The organism is Thermomonospora cellulosilytica (genome assembly GCF_014138835.1).
Taxonomy (GTDB): Bacteria; Actinomycetota; Actinomycetes; order Streptosporangiales; family Streptosporangiaceae; genus Thermomonospora; species Thermomonospora amylolytica.
Map to the genome: position 1 here is coordinate 1,358,313 of NZ_JACJII010000001.1, position 14,726 is coordinate 1,373,038.

The following is a 14,726-nucleotide window of genomic DNA, read 5'->3' on the forward strand; positions in this document are numbered from 1 at the left end:
ATACCCCGTGACCGCTGTCCTTTTCCAGGAAGGCCCCCTCATGACTGGAAGACCCCGATGACGGCCCTGTCGCGGGCCGGGGAACCCGCGGCGGTCCGCCGGTCCCGGCCGTTGCAGGCCGTGGCGGACCGCTTCGACGAGGTCTTCGACCTGCACTTCGACGAGATCCACCGGTACGTCGCGGCCCGGCTGGGGCCGGACGTCGCCGAGGACGTGGTCGCCGAGACGTTCGCGACCGCGTTCCGCAAACGGCACACCTACGACGCCGACCGCGCCGCCGTGCGGACCTGGCTGTACGGGATCGCCACCAACCTGATCGGCCGGCACCGCCGGTCGGAGCGGCGGGCGCTGCGCGCGCTGGGACGCCGCGGCCCCGACCGGCCGCAGGCGGGCCCCGAGGACCGGGTGCTGGACGAGGTCAGCGCCCGGCGGCTGCGCCCCGACCTGGCCGCGGCCATCGCGGGGCTCAACCGGGGCGAACGCGACGTGCTGCTGCTGACGGCGCTGGCCGAGCTCAGCCATGACGAGATCGCGACCGTGCTCGGCGTCTCGTACGGCACGGTCGGCTCCCGGCTCAGCCGGGCCCGCAAGAAGCTGCGCGCCGCGCTCGGCGACGTCAACCCGATGCGGCAGGAGGAGGACGGCCGTGGATGAGATCACGATGGTGCGCGAACTGTACGGCCGGCCCGAGCCCGACCCGGCGGTCAGGGAGCGGGTCCGCGCCCGGATCACCGGCGAGCGCCCCGCACGGCGGCCCCGCCGGCGGATGACGTTCGGGCTGGGGCTGGTCGCCGCCGCCACCACCGCGGTGATCGCGGGAACGAACCTGCTGGGCGGCGGGACGGCGGGAGGACCCGTCGTGATCGGCACCCCCGGGGGCGACGGGTCGGCCCGCACCATCCTGCTGGCCGCGGCCGAGAACGCCGAGAAGGAGCAGCCGGGGCGGTACTGGCGGCTGCACACCACATATGCGGACACCTACCGGGTGAAGGAGGGCTACAACGTCGAGGGCAACCGCTGGGAGTCCGACCGGTGGACGGCCCGCTCGACGGACGACCCCGACCGCAACTTCGACCGGGACCTGCCCAGCAGGCCGCAGACCCCCGCCGACGAGGCCGCCTGGCGCCGCGCCGGATCACCGAGGGTGTGGAAGGTGATCTCCAGCGGCCAGCCGCACACCCTCACCACCGAATCCACCGGCTGGCGCTCCTCGGCCATCTCTCCGGAGCGGAAGCGCCGCCTTGCGGAGATGTGCGCGGACGGGTCCCCGGCCGACTCCCCGGCCTCCCCGGCCGATCCCAGGTGCGATCCGCTGGTGGGGCTCTCGGGCCGGGACCGTGTGCTGACGGACCCGAGCCGGCTCAAGGACCGCCTGTCCCAGATGCGGGCCAGGCGCGCGTTCATGCTGGAGGCCGAGCCCGAACTCGAGAAGGAGATGGCCGCCCGGTTCGACATGCCGATCATCTACGGGTTCCTCACCCAGGCGGCCACCCCGCAGGTGCGGGCGGAGGCGTTCCGGCTGCTGGCCGACACCCCGGGGGTCCGGTCGATCGGCACGGTCACCGACCGGGCCGGACGGCGCGGCATCGGCCTGGCGGCGCGCGCCACGAGGGACGACGGCGGCACCGTCTACGACCAGGTGATCATCCTGGAGCCGGGGACGTACCGGGTCCTCGGCGAGCAGAAGGTGGTCGTCGAGGCGAACGGCACGCATCGCGGGATGGCCCCCGGCACCGTGCTGAGCCACACCGTCGTGCACCAGGTGGGCTGGACGAACGACACACCCGCACACCCGTAGCGAACCCACGGGACCGCAAGGGGGCGCCGAGCGAGGGCGCCCCCTTGTCGTGCGTCCGGGAAAGATCGCGGGGGCGAAGGGTGATCACTGGGAGACGCTCCCAACCGAAGGAGTCCTTCCTTGAGACGAACCCTCCGCACGGCGGTGGCCGCCCTGATGGCCGTCACCGCCCTCGGCGCCGCGCCCCCCGCGCACGCCGATCCGCCCGGCGGCTCTGCGCCCGCCCGCCTCCCGGCGGGCAAGTCGTGGACGGTCACGCTGGTCACCGGCGACGTCGTCCGGGTACGGACGGCCGCGGGCAAGGTCCCCACGGTGTCCGTCACCCCCGGCGAGGGCCGGAAGACGACGTTCAGCACCTCGATCCGCCCCGACGGCACCATCCGCGTCATCCCCGCCGACGTGGCCGGGCTGGTCGGCGAGAAGCTGGACCCGGCGCTGTTCGAGGTCACCGGGCTGATCGAGCAGGGCTACGACGACTCCGGCACCAAAGACGTACCGCTGATCGTGCAGCGGGACCCGGGCGTGCGGCCGTTCGCCGCGCTGGGCGGCACCCTGAAGGAAGGGCGGCAACTGCCGAGCCTCGGGGCCGTGGCGGCGCGGCAGCCCAAGCGGGAGGCGCACCGGCTCAGTGGGGCGCTGAAGCAGCGTTCCGCGGGCGGCATCCGCAAGATCTGGCTGGACCGCCGCGTCAGGGCGACCACCGCCACCACCGTCCAGGCGCCCGCGCTGGACCGCAACCTCACCCAGGTCGGCGCCCCCACCGCATGGAACGCGGGCTACACCGGCGAGGGCGTCGAGGTCGCCGTCCTCGACACCGGCGCCGACGCGAACCACCCCGACCTGAAAGGCCGGATCGCCGAGAGCCGGGACTTCTCCGGCTCCGGCTCGACCGCCGACCGGAACGGGCACGGCACCCACGTGGCCGCCACGATCGCGGGCACCGGAGCGGGTTCCGGCGGCGAGCGCAAGGGCGTGGCCCCCGAGGCCTCACTGCTGGTCGGCAAGGTCCTCGACGACGAGGGCTACGGCACCGACTCGATGGTCATCGCCGGCATGGAGTGGGCCGCCCCGCGCGCCGGGGTCGTCAACATGAGCCTGGGCGGCTGGGAGCCCTCCGACGGGACCGACCCGCTGTCCACGGCGCTCGACCGGCTCACCGAGCGGCACGGCACGCTGTTCGTGGTGGCGTCCGGCAACGACGGGATGATCGGCGGGCTGCCCGCGCCGGGTGCCGCGGGTTCCGCGCTCACGGTGGGCGCGGTGGACGGCGCGGACAGGCTCGCGGACTTCTCCAACCGGGGTCCGCGCGGCGGGCGTCCCGTCGCCAAGCCGGAGATCGTGGCGCCGGGCGTGGAGGTCGTCGCCGCCCGCGCCGAGGGCACGTCGATGGGCCGTCCGATCGACTCCCGCTACACGGCGGCCAGCGGCACCTCGATGGCCGCCCCGCACGTCGCCGGGGCCGCCGCACTGCTGGCGCAGCGGCATCCGGGCTGGAGGGCCGCCGACCTCAAGGCCGCGCTGACCGGCGCGGCCGACCCCGCGCAGGGCGGCGACGTCTTCGAACGCGGGGCCGGGCGGCTGGACGCGGGCGCCGCCGTCACCGCGCCCGTCACCGCCGGGCAGGGCATCGTCGACCTGGGCGCCTCCCCGTTCGGCGGCACCGAGCCGCTGACCGGCGAGGTGACCTGGAAGGGGCGTGCCGGGACGACCCTGTCCCTGTCGGTGAAGGCGACCGACCGGGAGGGCCGGGACGCCTCGTCCGCGGTCCGGCTGTCGGCGTCCTCCGTGCAGGTCCCCGCGAACGGCACCGCGAAGGTCGGGCTGCGGGTCGATCCGGCCGGGCTGCCGGGGCGCGGGCTCCACGGGGTCGAGGTGGTGGCCCAGAGCGGCGGCACGGTGGTGCGGACGCCGCTGACGTTCCATGCCGAGCCGCGCATGCACACGCTGACGCTCAAGGCCACGCCGCTGCCGGGCGTGGAGACGTTCGACGCGTACGCCGAGGTGATCAACGTCGGTGACGTGGCGGAGTTGATGGAGTACGTCGAACTCGACGACGGGACCGCGACGCTGCGGGTGCCCGAGGGGCGCTACAACGTGATGGGGAAGGTCTACGGCGGGTCCTCGTTCGCCATCGTCGGCGACCCCGACGTGGTGGTGGACCGCGACGTGACGGTGACGCTGGACGCCGCACGGGCGGAACAGGTCGCGGCGAGGGTCACGGACCGGACCACGCAGACGGAGATGGTCGGCGCCGGATACCTGCACAAGGTGCGGCAGGGCTACATCGCCGGCGCCACGTACGCTCTTGATCCCGGCGAGAAGATCTACGTGCAGCCCACCGAGGAGGTCACCACCGGCACGTTCGAGGCGTTCGCCGGGTTCCGGCTGACCGCGCCGGGCGAGGTGTACGACCTGGTGCGCGCGTTCGGGGACCGGTTCCCCGAGGACCCGGCGTACACGGTGACGCCCGCCGAACGGGGCAGGCTGGCCCGCGTGGACCAGCGGTTCGCCGCGTTCGACGGGGACGCCACGCGGCAGATGGGCCACAAGCGATACGGCCACCACGAGGCCGGCATCTTCCTGGTCGAGGCGAGCAGTGAGGTCAGGCCCGGCACCACCCGCACCGACTACCTGTCGCCCGGAGCGCTGTGGACCGAGGTCGGCTCTCCCGGCATGGTCGAGGACATGGTGGACCAGTTGCCGTTCCGGGAGGTCTCTCCCGGGGGCCGCGAGTCGTTCACCTGGGGGCGGCAGCCGGTCCGGCCGGGGCCGTACTCGCGTCTTTTCGGTTCGCTGAGCGAGTGCGAGCGCTGGCAGTCCACCCGTACGCGCGGGGTGCTGCGGGTGGCGTTGGTGCCGTTGCAGACCCGCGTCGACGGGTTCGACTGCGGGTTCTTCGAGGAGGACCCGCTGACGCACCGGCTGGCCCTGTACGCGAACGGCGAGAAGATCGCCGAGCACACCGCACCGGCGGGTGAGTTCTCCGTCCCGGAGAAGAAGGCGCGCTACCGGCTGGAGTACGACGTGGACGCGTCGAAGATCCTGCCGGTGTCGGTCCGCACGTCGACGGCCTGGTCGTTCACCTCCAAGGCGCCGTCCGACCACTCCTCGGTGCTGCTGCCGCTGCTGCTGGTGGACTACGACCTGGCGCTGGACCTGCACAACCGGCCGGTTCCGGGCAAGGAGTCGGTGTTCACCGTCGCGCCCTACGGCGGCGGGTCGTCGCGGGTGACGTCGTTCAAGCTGTGGACGTCCACCGATGACGGTGCCACGTGGACCAAGGTCACGGCTCGTGCCCTGGGCGACGGCCGCTACGCCGCCGCCCTGCCCGCTACGGGGAACGTGTCGCTGCGCGTCCTGGCGTCCGACGACCGGGGCAGCGTGATCGACCAGCGGATCATCCGCGCCTACCGCACCGGCTGACGTCCGTTGCTCTGGGGGACGACCCCAGAGCAGGGGTCAGACGATCCTCGTTCCGCCGTGGTCGTCCGACCCCTGGTCCGGGAGGCCCCTTTTCGGATCGATCGGTAACGATGGGGCCTCCCGGGCCACTTCCCGGTGACATGACACCGGGACGGGACGGAGGTGGGCGGTGGACGACGAAGCGGAACGCTTCACCGCCATCTATGACGCCTGCAGGCAGCACGTCTGGGCGTACGCGGTCAGCCGGGCCGGACGGCAGGTCGCCGACGAGGTGGTGAGCGAGACCTTCGCCATCGCCTGGCGCAGGTTCGCCGACATGCCGGACCCGGCGTTGCCGTGGCTGCTCGGGGTGGCCCGCAACGTGCTGCGCGACGGCCACCGCGCGCAGATCCGGCGGGACGCCCTGGAGGCGGAACTGCGGAGCGGGCACCGTCCGGGCGCGGACGTCGCCGAGGACGTCGCCGAACGCCTCGCCGTGCTGCGGGCGCTGACGACGCTGCCGGAGGACGACCGGGAGATCCTGCTCCTCGTCGCCTGGCACGGCCTGACCCCGCGCGAGGCCGCCAAGGTCGTCGGATGCGGCGCCCCGGCCCTGCGCGTACGGCTGCACCGCGCCCGCAGGCGCCTGGTCCGCGCCGTCGAGGGCGGCGGCGAGGCCGTTCCCGTTCCCGTCCGGATGCCGATCACTGGAAGGACGGCGCGATGAGCGACGTGATGCGGCGACTGGCCGAGGCCCGTCCCGACCACCTCGATCCCGAGACACCCGTCGATCCCGCCGTGCGGGAGGCCGAGCTGACCCGGGCGATGGCGGCGCCCCGGCGCTCCCGGGCGCGGCGGCGACTCCGGGTGCGGCCCATGTGGGGGCTCGGCCTGGTGAGCGCGGCGACCGCCGCGGCGGTGGCGTTCCCGGTGATCGCGGGCCCGGGCGGCACGGAGCCGGGCGGCGCGGACCCGGTGCGGCGGCCGGGCGCCGGGACGACCCAGACGGTGGTGAACGCCCGCACGGTGCTGCTGGCGGCGGCGGACGGGGCGCGGCGGCAGCCGGAACGATCGGGCCGCTACTGGCACACCCGGACCAGGTACGGGGTGCTCGAACAGGTCGGCCCGGCGGGCAACCGGTACGCGGTCCTGCACCAGTACCAGCACGACGTGTGGACCCCGCGCGCGGTGGACGACGAGGGCTGGTTCCGCGCCGAGGATCTGGGCGCAAAGCCCGCCACCCCCGCCGACGAGGCGGCCTGGCGGAAGGACGGACGCCCGACCTCCTGGAGCACCGCCCCCGTCCCGAAGGGCGGCGGCCGGGACACGGCGGCCAGTCTGGCACGCGACCTGGAGATGCATCCGAAGGACAGCGCGTTCGCCCACGCGACGGGCAGGCCCTCGGACGCACCCGACGACCTCAACATCACCCAGCGGGAACTGGACCGCACCCCCGCCGACCCGGCCAGGCTCCGCGCCCTGCTGCTGTCCCACCCCCTGGGCGAGGCCGACGACGGCGACAACACCGACGCGGAGCTGTTCGAGACGGCGGCGGGCATCCTGATGAGCCGCCCGCTGTCCCCTGACAAGCGCGCCGCGTTCTACCGGATGCTCGCCGACATCAAGGGCGTCACCGCGGTCGACGGTGTGAAGGACGCCACCGGCCGTCCCGGCACCGCCCTCAAGATGCGCCAGACGGGCCGCGAGGGCGCCTATGAGATCCACTTCGTCGTCGACCGCACCACCGGGGCCGGTCTCGCCAAGGAGATCCGCTACCTGGAGCCCAAGGCCGGCAAGTCCTGGCTCAAGCCCGGCACCCGCTGGTACTACGAGGCAGTGACCTCCCAATGGGTCGACACGCTCCCCGAGATGCCTCGCCCTCCCCGGGGCTGAAACCCTCCGCCCCTCCCGACCGGCGTCGGGAGGGGCGGAGGCATCAGTTGTGGCAGTTGTCCGCGACGCCGACGACCGCCATGTGGACGTGGGTCGAGCCGCCGGAGATCCAGTGGCCCCAGCAGATGTCGGTGCCGCAGGACAGGTCGTACAGCGCCCGTCCGAACAGGGTCTCGGGCTCGATCGCCGTGGCGGCCTCCCCGGCGCCCCCCTTGACGGACTCCCACTGCCCCCGCAGCCACTCCACCGCGCTGTCGGGAGTCTTGGCCACGTGCTGCAGCGTCCGCGCCGGCTTCCGCAGCCAGTCGCGGATGATCTTCGGTGCCGCGTCGGTGTTGGGATCCTCGCGCAACAGGTCGTTGCCGAATGTGGCCCCGTCCATGCGGGACGCGTAGCAGTGCCAGTGCAGCCCCTTGTCCCGCCAGTCATCGCGAGGACTACGCCAGTACCCGTCGTAGTCGAACGATGCGATGCTCACACCACCCAAGTCTGCAACGCCGCAGCCTGCCCGCCCCCACTACACGCCCCCCTCTAACGCCCCCTTGACCGCCACCACAGCGTCCATGGGCCGATCCACCTCACAGATGGGCCGCCCCCCTTCCCGCGTGAACCACAGTCGCCCCCCGTCCGAGACCCGCCGCTGCACCCACACCTCGACGGTCCGCTCGTTCCCCCGAACCGTCAGGTGGTAGCACTCCACCACCACGTCGTACCGCTGCCCCCGCAACATCCCCGCGAGCACCTGCAGCGCCCGCCGCCGCTCGACTTCTCCTGACATCACGCCGCCCCCGCAACCAGCCCAAGCCGCACCAGCCACCCGCCCGTACGCCGCCCCTCCCGCCGCCCCCGAACCGAGGGCCGGTCCGGAACGCGCCGGGACGAGGACGCTCGCACCACCGTGCCGCCCGCACCCGCCCGAGCCTGGCGGGCGGCCTGCACCTGCATCGCGAGCAGCCGATAGTGCTCGGCCAGCAGCCCGGCCAGTTCCCGCGCGGTCGGTGCGCAGAGCAACCCCCGCGCCCCCACCGGCGCGGCCAGCCACAACCGCGACCTCTCCCCGTACCAGCACGCCGCCCCGGGGAACCGCCTCCGCAACTCGGCCGTCTGCCGAGCCACCGCCGCCCGAGGCGGCACCGCTACCCTCGTGTCCACGTCAGGACTCACCTCCTGGCCAGGCCCCGGAACCCCCGGCGCGCCACCGCCGGGCCGGGGCCGCTTCATCTCTGAAGCAGAGGCAAGCAGCCGAAATCCACGTGCGCCAGGCGCCCCATAACGGGCCGTTATACGTTGCAGCCATGGCAGTGAAATCCCTTGGTGATGCATTAATGGTGATCATGCGTCGTCATGGCTGGACCGGTACTCGGCTCGCCCGCGAGATCGGAACGTCTCAGCCATGGGTATCCATGGTTCTGTCCGGAAAGCGCGATCCGGGGATGGCCCGCTCCGCCGCCTTGCTGCGCCGCGTGGGCTGGGAGTTGGAACTCGTACCGAGCAAGGAGGATGACCCGGTGAAACGGCGTCGGTTCCTGGCGTCGGCGACGAGCGTGGCGTTCATGCCACAGCTGACACCCAGCGCGAAGCCCTACCGAGATGCCGACTACGTCCGTGTTCTGGCTGATCGTCTCGCCCACACCGAAGAGCAGATCGGCGGCGCACCACTGGTGCGTGAAGCAGTCCGTCATGTGCATCACGTCGCCTCCGCCATCGAGGGTGGAGAACGCCGACTGCAAGGTGCCGCAGCCCGTCTTGCGCGTCAGGCGGCCTTGGTCCTGCATGACACTCGACGGCTTGGCCAGGCGGAGAAGGCGGCCGTACTGTCACTGGCCCTGGCAGGGAAAGCCGGTGATGCGCAGGCGCAGGCGCTGGCCTACGACACGCTTGCGCTCATTCGCACCTATGGAAGCGCAGCGGCATCTGCGGTGGAGTGCGCCCGCCGTGGCCTGGCCCTTGGCGGACTGGACGATGCCACGCGCGCAATGCTGCTCGTACGACTCGGACGATCTCTGGCGGTGCTCCCCGGGCAGGAGCGGCAAGTACGCCGCGCAGTTGATCGGGCGCAAGAGCTCATGGACCGGCTCGGTGCGCTCGACAGCGCTGAGATCATGGCGAACGCGGGCATCGCGCTCAGCGATTGCGGGCTCCCCGCTCGGGGCGCGATCGATCTCCGGTCGGCGGTGGCGGCGGTCGAGTCGCAATCACCTTTGCTGCTGGCCCTCTACCAGGCGCGTCTGGCTAAGACTGCTGTCCGGGCGCGAGACATCGACGAGACCGCCCGGGCGATGACAGCACTGTCCCGGACGGTCCCCCTGGTGACTTCTCGCCGGGTGGACATCCACGTTCGGCACCTTCTGGACGGAACGCGCGGTTGGAGCACCATCCTGGAGGTCAAGGACGCCCGTGAACGACTCGCGGAGGTGAGCGGATGGCCGACGGGCCGAGCATGGAGGACGTCCTGAACGGCGGCGGCCACAAGGACGCGACGTTCCATCTGGCGGGAACCAAGGTGATCGTCCTTACCGACGACAGCGGCCAGACGTGGCTGTGCCGACGTGATGACGGCGTGCGTGAGTCCGCGACTCCGATGGGCCGGGTCGAAGCGTTGCAGGTGTTCGCCGCGGCGTTGGCGGAGGTGCTCGATTCCGGTGATGTGACGCCTCGGCACCATCGACGCGACAGGTGCGGACGGCATGTGGACGGCGAGGCTCGGTCCTGACGACCGCCCCCCGACTCGCGCTCGGCCGTCATGATCTGCTGAGACCGGATGGATCACGGGCATGATGATCGATCCGCTGCACAAGGCGGCCCACGTCCTCATGTCGACTGATCCCACGCTCGCTTTCTCTGGAGACTGATGGACGCGCTTGATCTCACGTTCACTCGTCATGACCCTGCCGGGATCGAGCGGATTCTGGACGCGGTGGTCGTTCCGCTCTACGAGGCGACCCATGCCGATGTGATCGACGACCCGTTCTACAGTGCCGCGCGGTTCGCTGAGCGGGTGCGCGGGTACGTGCGGGCGCCCGGGTTCGAGATCGTGGTGGCCTACCTGGACGGAACGCCGGTGGGGCAGGCGTTCGGGTACGCGCTGCCGGCGACCTCTCGCTGGTGGGAGGGGCTCACGACGCCGGTGCCGGACGGGTTCACCGTCGAGACGGGCTCGCGCACGTTCGCGTTCAACGAGCTGATGGTGCTTCCCGAGTGGCAGGGCAAGGGCGTGGCGCACGCACTGCACGACGAGCTGCTGGGCGGACGCAAGGAGGAACGCGCGACGCTGCTGGTCCGCGAGGACAACGAGCCCGCCCAGACCGCCTACGCGCGGTGGGGCTGGAAGAAGGTCGGCAAGCTGCGCCCCTATCCGGACGCTCCCCACTATGACGCGCTCGTCATCGGGCTTCCGCTGACCCGCGCGGCCTCTCGCACACGGTGATGCGCACGCCCGGAGTCAGCCGAGTTCCTTGATGACGGCGTTGGCAGCGGTGGCGGCGCGGGTGTAGAAGGCGCGGACGGTGTCAAAGACCTCGGCCAGGACGCCGCTCTGGACCATGTCGACTGATCCCGCGCCCCCAGCCCCGGCCGGTGGTGTCGATGCGACGTCGGCCTCGGGCGTGTCCGGGTCACAGAACGGTGCGCAGGGTCACTGACACGCGGCGTCCGCGCGGTACGCGTCCGTCCGGTCCGGGATCGGTCTTGCGCGCCGGGATCGCGTGCCGCCAGGTGAACCGTGCCGGTCCGGTCATCACGCACAGGTCGCCGGGCGCGAGCCGCACCGGCACGCGCGTCCCCTCTTCGGGGTGGGTGAACTCCATGACGCACGCCGACAGCAGGCTGACCGAGGCGACGACCGGCCCGAAGCACGGCACGCAGTCCACGTGGGCGCTGATGCCCTGCCCGGGCAGGTACTCGTTCACGATCACCTGGTCGGGCGGGCGGTCGAAGTGCCCCTCCCGGTGCAGCCGTCCGGCCAGTGCCACCGCCCAGCCGGGCAGCGGCGGGGCCGGATCGCCGCCCATGCCGCGCCGCCCGTAGTCATAGCGATGCCCGTAGTGCTGCACGCGCCGCCGCAACTGCGACGACCAGGGCGCCGCGTCGATGTCCTGGGACAGCCGCCGCTGGGCCTCGTCGTCCAGCCAGCCCGGCACACGGAGGAGACCTGGGACCACCTTCGAAAACCTATTCGATCACGGCCCGGCCCGTCCATGGGCCGGCGCCGCACGGGAGCCGCCGGGACGGTCGAGCGGGGCCGCGACCTCGTCGGCCTCGTCGGCCTCGTGCCTGGACAGGAACATCCAATAGCCCAAGGGACCGGTCCTTTCCGGGGCGGGGCGCCGGGCGGGTCAGGAGATGCGGCGGATCAGCACGACGACGTCGGTGAGGGGGCCGGTCACTCCGTTGGGGCCGGTGGCCAGGCGTTCCTGGGTGGCCAGGCGCTCGGGGCGGTAGCGGGCGGGGTCCAGGGCCATGCCGTCGTAGATCTCCTGGGGAGTGGAGAAGCGGTGGTGGACATGGGGGTTGGGCGCCCAGGGCGGTACGGAGCCGTGCTCGACGATGAACAGGAGGCCGTTCGGAGCCAGGGCCCGGGCCGCCTTGCGCAGGATCTCGTCGCGGGGGAACTCCAGCGGGCTCTGCAGGAACTGGGCCGAGACCAGGTCGTAGGCGCCCTCGGGGAAGGTGTGGGCCAGGTCGTGCTGCTCGGTGGTGATCCGGTCCGCGACTCCCGCGCGTTCGGCGAGGGCACGGGTCCGGGCCAGTGCGGTGGGGGAGATGTCGACGGCCGTGACCTGCCAGCCCCGGGCGGCCAGGTGGACGGCGTCGCCGCCTTCGCCGCAGCCCAGGTCGAGGGCGCGGCCGGGGGACAGGGTGGCGACGAGGTCGGCCAAGGGCTGGTTGGGGTTGCCGCTCCAGACCTGGGGACGGCTGGTGTAGCGGTCCTCCCAGAACTGCTCGGCGTCGTTCTGCGGCTGCGGTGCGGTCATCACGGGTCCTCGTGCTCGGCGGAAGGTCGCGGCGTCCGGCGGGACGCACGGGGTTCTGAACGGACAGTGCCCGTCACATCGATGGAAGCGCAAACTTCTTTGCCGTTCCGGCAAGGTCCGGCAGAGGCGGTTCCCGCGTGCCGGCCCGGTGTCGCCGGGTGAGGCGGCCGGTGCACCGGATCAGAAGCGGGCGGGGCCGCCGTTGGCGGTGACGGCGTCGCGGGCGGCCTGGGCGAAGGCGCGGATGCGGGCGGTGACGCCCGCGGCGCGCCACACCAGCGCGACCTCGGTGCGCGGGGCGTCCTTCAGCGGGACGAAGGCGATGTCGGGGCGGGCGTAATAGCGTTCCACCGAGGCGGCCATCGGTGAGATGCCGCGGCCCGCCGCGATCAGCGCCAGCAGTTCCTGGAAGGTGGCCACGTCCTGCCCGCGCGGGATGGGCCTCCCGCCGGGCGTGAAGCGGGGCACGTGGAAGTCCCACCAGTAGTCGGGCGCGGGCCCGGTGACGCCGAACACGGTGTCGCGGGCCAGGTCCTCGAGTGAGACCGCGGCGCGGCGGGCGAACGGATGGCGCGCGGGCACGGCCACCACCCGCGGCTCCGACAGCACCACCGGTCCCACCACCAGGTCCGGCTCCCGCACCGGCAGGCGGGTGATCAGCATGTCGACCTCGCCCGCCCGCAGCGGCCCCAGCGGGTCGGCGAAGTGGGTCTCGCGCATCACGATCTCGCAGCCCGGGTGCCGGGCCGTGAACGTGTCCATGATCGCGGAGGTCAGCTCGCCCGCGCCGGAGCCCAGGAACCCCACGCGCAGCACCCCGTCCACGCCCCGGGCCGTGGCCTGCGCCCGGGCCATCGCCTCCCGCACGCCCTCCCAGAGCGGCCGCAGGTCGTCGCGGAGCCGCGCGCCCAGCGGGGTGAGCGCGACCCTGCGGCTGGTGCGCTCGAACAGCGGCGCGCCGACCCTGCGCTCCAGCTTCCTGATGGTCTGGCTGACCCGGGCCTGGGACAGCCGCAGCCGTTCGGCGGTGCGGCCGAAGTGCAGTTCCTCGGCCAGCGTCAGGAAGGCCTCCAGTTCGTGCCGCTCGGGCACCTGCGCCCCATCCATAAGCCTCGATTATCGACCGTTGTCCGGTCCGTCGTTGTTCGGGTGAGCGCGCCGATCGATCGTGGAGCCGTGCCCGATCGACGATCAAGGAGATGAGCGGTATGACCGCAGTGCTCGAAGCCCCCCGGCGGATCGGGGCGGCGGACCCGCGCCGGATGTCCGGCCGGCAGCTGTGGACGCTGCTGGTGGTGATGGCCGGCACCTTCATGGCGATCATGGACTCGTTCATCGTGAACGTGGCGGTGCCCTCCCTGCGCACCGACCTGGGCGCGAGCTTCGCCCAGGTCGAAACGGCGGTCGGCGGTTACGTCCTGGTGTACGGGCTGCTGCTGGTGACCGGAGGCCGGCTGGGCGACCTGTTCGGAACGCGGCGGCTGTTCCTCACCGGGATGGCGGTCTTCCTCCTCGGCTCCCTGGGAGCCGGGCTGGCCACCGGCCCGGCGGTGCTCATCGCGTTCCGCGCCGTGCAGGCGGTGGGGGCCGCCCTGTTCTACCCGCAGGTGCTGGCCGTGCTGCAGACCGCGTTCACCGGCCGGGCGCGCGCCAGGGCGTTCGCGGTGTTCGGCGCCACGATCGGGCTGGCCTCGATCGCCGGGCAGGTGCTGGGCGGGCTGCTGATCCACCTGGACGTGCTCGGGCTGGGATGGCGGAACGTGTTCCTGGTGAACGTGCCGTTCGGGGTACTGGCCCTCGTCGGCGCGGCCCGCCTGCTGCCCGGGGGCCGTGCGGCCGGTGCCTCCGCCGCCCGCCTCGACCTGGCCGGTGTGGGCCTGCTCAGCGGGGCGCTGCTGCTGCTGTCGGTCCCGCTGGTGGAGGGTCAGCACGCCGGGTGGCCGGCCTGGACCTGGATCTCGCTGGCCGCCTCGCCGGTCGTGCTGGCGGCGTTCGCGGCCTGGGAACGGCGGCTGGCCGCGCGCGGCGGCAGCCCGCTGGTCCACCCCGCGCTGTTCCGCCTGCGCGCCTTCACGGCCGGGAACGCGATCGCGCTGGCCTTCTTCGCCGGGAACGCGGGCCTGTTCTTCATCCTCACCCTCCAGTTGCAGAGCGGGATGGGCTACTCGCCGCTGGCGGCGGGACTGACGTTCGTCCCCCTGGCCGTGGCCTTCTCGGCGGCCTCGCTGCTGGGACCGCGGCTGCAGGCCCGGCTCGGCCACCACGTCCTCACCCTCGGCTACGCCGTCAACGCCGTCGGCACCCTCGCCCTGCTCGGCACCGCCTGGGCGGCCGGAACGGAGCTGACCGGCTGGACCATGCTGCCCGCTCTCGCGGTCATCGGCTTCGGCCAGGGCCTGGGCGTCAGCCCGCTGATCGCGGCGGCCCTGCGCGATGCGCCCGCCGAGGACGCGGGCGCGGCGGGCGGCGTGCTGGAGACCGCCGGGCAGCTCGGGATGTCGCTCGGGGTGGCCGTCCTCGGCCTGGTCTTCCTCACCGCCACGGGCCATGAGGCGTTCCCGGCCGCGCACACCGGCGCGTTCACCGTCACCCTGCTCGGCAATCTCGGGCTCGCGCTCGCCGCCCTGTTCCTGCTGCCCCTGCTGCTCCGCCGGGACTGA

The 14,726-nt window shown here is 72.8% G+C and carries 15 protein-coding genes; 9 read left to right on the forward strand and 6 right to left on the reverse strand.

Annotated elements, in window-relative coordinates:
• The first annotated feature begins 57 nt into the window (after nucleotides 1-57).
• From HNR21_RS06590 to HNR21_RS06610, 5 genes are all read left to right on the forward strand, one after another.
• Entirely contained in the window at nucleotides 58-654 is a 597-nt protein-coding gene (locus HNR21_RS06590; RefSeq protein WP_182704465.1) for an RNA polymerase sigma factor, read from the forward strand.
• Nucleotides 647-1,798 (forward strand): CU044_5270 family protein, encoded by a 1,152-nt coding sequence (locus tag HNR21_RS06595; protein WP_182704466.1) that lies wholly within the window; start codon nucleotides 647-649, stop codon nucleotides 1,796-1,798. Before HNR21_RS06590 ends, HNR21_RS06595 begins: the two co-directional genes overlap by 8 nt.
• Nucleotides 1,799-1,918: 120 nt before the next feature.
• Nucleotides 1,919-5,221: a S8 family peptidase gene (locus HNR21_RS06600; protein WP_182704467.1), complete on the forward strand. Its 3,303-nt coding sequence runs from the start codon at nucleotides 1,919-1,921 to the stop codon at nucleotides 5,219-5,221.
• A gap of 169 nt (nucleotides 5,222-5,390) precedes the next feature.
• On the forward strand, nucleotides 5,391-5,927 hold the full coding sequence (locus tag HNR21_RS06605; RefSeq protein ID WP_182704468.1) for an RNA polymerase sigma factor: 537 nt from the start codon (nucleotides 5,391-5,393) through the stop codon (nucleotides 5,925-5,927).
• Nucleotides 5,924-7,093 (forward strand): CU044_5270 family protein, encoded by a 1,170-nt coding sequence (locus tag HNR21_RS06610; RefSeq protein WP_182704469.1) that lies wholly within the window; start codon nucleotides 5,924-5,926, stop codon nucleotides 7,091-7,093. The genes HNR21_RS06605 and HNR21_RS06610 overlap by 4 nt, the downstream gene beginning before the upstream one ends.
• A 43-nt stretch (nucleotides 7,094-7,136) precedes the next feature.
• On the opposite strand, the gene HNR21_RS06615 is transcribed toward HNR21_RS06610, so the two are convergent.
• The 3 genes from HNR21_RS06615 to HNR21_RS06625 are packed head-to-tail and all read right to left on the reverse strand — an operon-like array spanning nucleotide 7,137 to nucleotide 8,245.
• Nucleotides 7,137-7,571 carry a hypothetical protein gene (locus HNR21_RS06615; protein WP_182704470.1) on the reverse strand — a complete coding sequence of 145 codons (435 nt, stop codon included), beginning with the start codon at nucleotides 7,569-7,571 and terminating at the stop codon, nucleotides 7,137-7,139.
• A gap of 39 nt (nucleotides 7,572-7,610) precedes the next feature.
• Nucleotides 7,611-7,871, reverse strand: coding sequence for a hypothetical protein (locus HNR21_RS06620; protein ID WP_182704471.1), 261 nt, complete (start codon nucleotides 7,869-7,871; stop codon nucleotides 7,611-7,613).
• Nucleotides 7,871-8,245, reverse strand: a complete 375-nt coding sequence (locus HNR21_RS06625; RefSeq protein ID WP_182704472.1) for a hypothetical protein — start codon at nucleotides 8,243-8,245, stop codon at nucleotides 7,871-7,873. Before HNR21_RS06625 ends, HNR21_RS06620 begins: the two co-directional genes overlap by 1 nt.
• 143 nt (nucleotides 8,246-8,388) lie before the next feature.
• On the opposite strand from HNR21_RS06625, the gene HNR21_RS06630 reads away from it, so the two are divergent.
• The 3 genes from HNR21_RS06630 to HNR21_RS06640 all read left to right on the forward strand — a co-directional run bounded on the left by HNR21_RS06630 (nucleotide 8,389) and on the right by HNR21_RS06640 (nucleotide 10,520).
• Nucleotides 8,389-9,549, forward strand: a complete 1,161-nt coding sequence (locus tag HNR21_RS06630; RefSeq protein ID WP_182704473.1) for a helix-turn-helix domain-containing protein — start codon at nucleotides 8,389-8,391, stop codon at nucleotides 9,547-9,549.
• Entirely contained in the window at nucleotides 9,516-9,806 is a 291-nt protein-coding gene (locus tag HNR21_RS06635) for a hypothetical protein (RefSeq protein WP_182704474.1), read from the forward strand. The genes HNR21_RS06630 and HNR21_RS06635 overlap by 34 nt, the downstream gene beginning before the upstream one ends.
• 138 nt (nucleotides 9,807-9,944) lie before the next feature.
• Nucleotides 9,945-10,520: a GNAT family N-acetyltransferase gene (locus HNR21_RS06640; RefSeq protein WP_182704475.1), complete on the forward strand. Its 576-nt coding sequence runs from the start codon at nucleotides 9,945-9,947 to the stop codon at nucleotides 10,518-10,520.
• Nucleotides 10,521-10,707: 187 nt separating this feature from the next.
• On the opposite strand, the gene HNR21_RS06645 is transcribed toward HNR21_RS06640, so the two are convergent.
• From HNR21_RS06645 to HNR21_RS06655, 3 genes are all read right to left on the reverse strand, one after another.
• Nucleotides 10,708-11,253 carry an alpha-ketoglutarate-dependent dioxygenase AlkB gene (locus tag HNR21_RS06645; RefSeq protein WP_182704476.1) on the reverse strand — a complete coding sequence of 182 codons (546 nt, stop codon included), beginning with the start codon at nucleotides 11,251-11,253 and terminating at the stop codon, nucleotides 10,708-10,710.
• A gap of 174 nt (nucleotides 11,254-11,427) precedes the next feature.
• Nucleotides 11,428-12,066 carry an SAM-dependent methyltransferase gene (locus tag HNR21_RS06650; RefSeq protein ID WP_182704477.1) on the reverse strand — a complete coding sequence of 213 codons (639 nt, stop codon included), beginning with the start codon at nucleotides 12,064-12,066 and terminating at the stop codon, nucleotides 11,428-11,430.
• 180 nt (nucleotides 12,067-12,246) lie between these two features.
• A complete protein-coding gene (locus tag HNR21_RS06655; protein ID WP_182704478.1) occupies nucleotides 12,247-13,173 on the reverse strand; it encodes a LysR family transcriptional regulator in 927 nt (308 codons plus the stop codon).
• A gap of 101 nt (nucleotides 13,174-13,274) precedes the next feature.
• Here HNR21_RS06655 and HNR21_RS06660 point away from each other — a divergent pair, with 101 nt between their 5' ends.
• Complete coding sequence (locus HNR21_RS06660) at nucleotides 13,275-14,726, forward strand: MFS transporter (RefSeq protein WP_182704479.1); 1,452 nt, start codon at nucleotides 13,275-13,277, stop codon at nucleotides 14,724-14,726.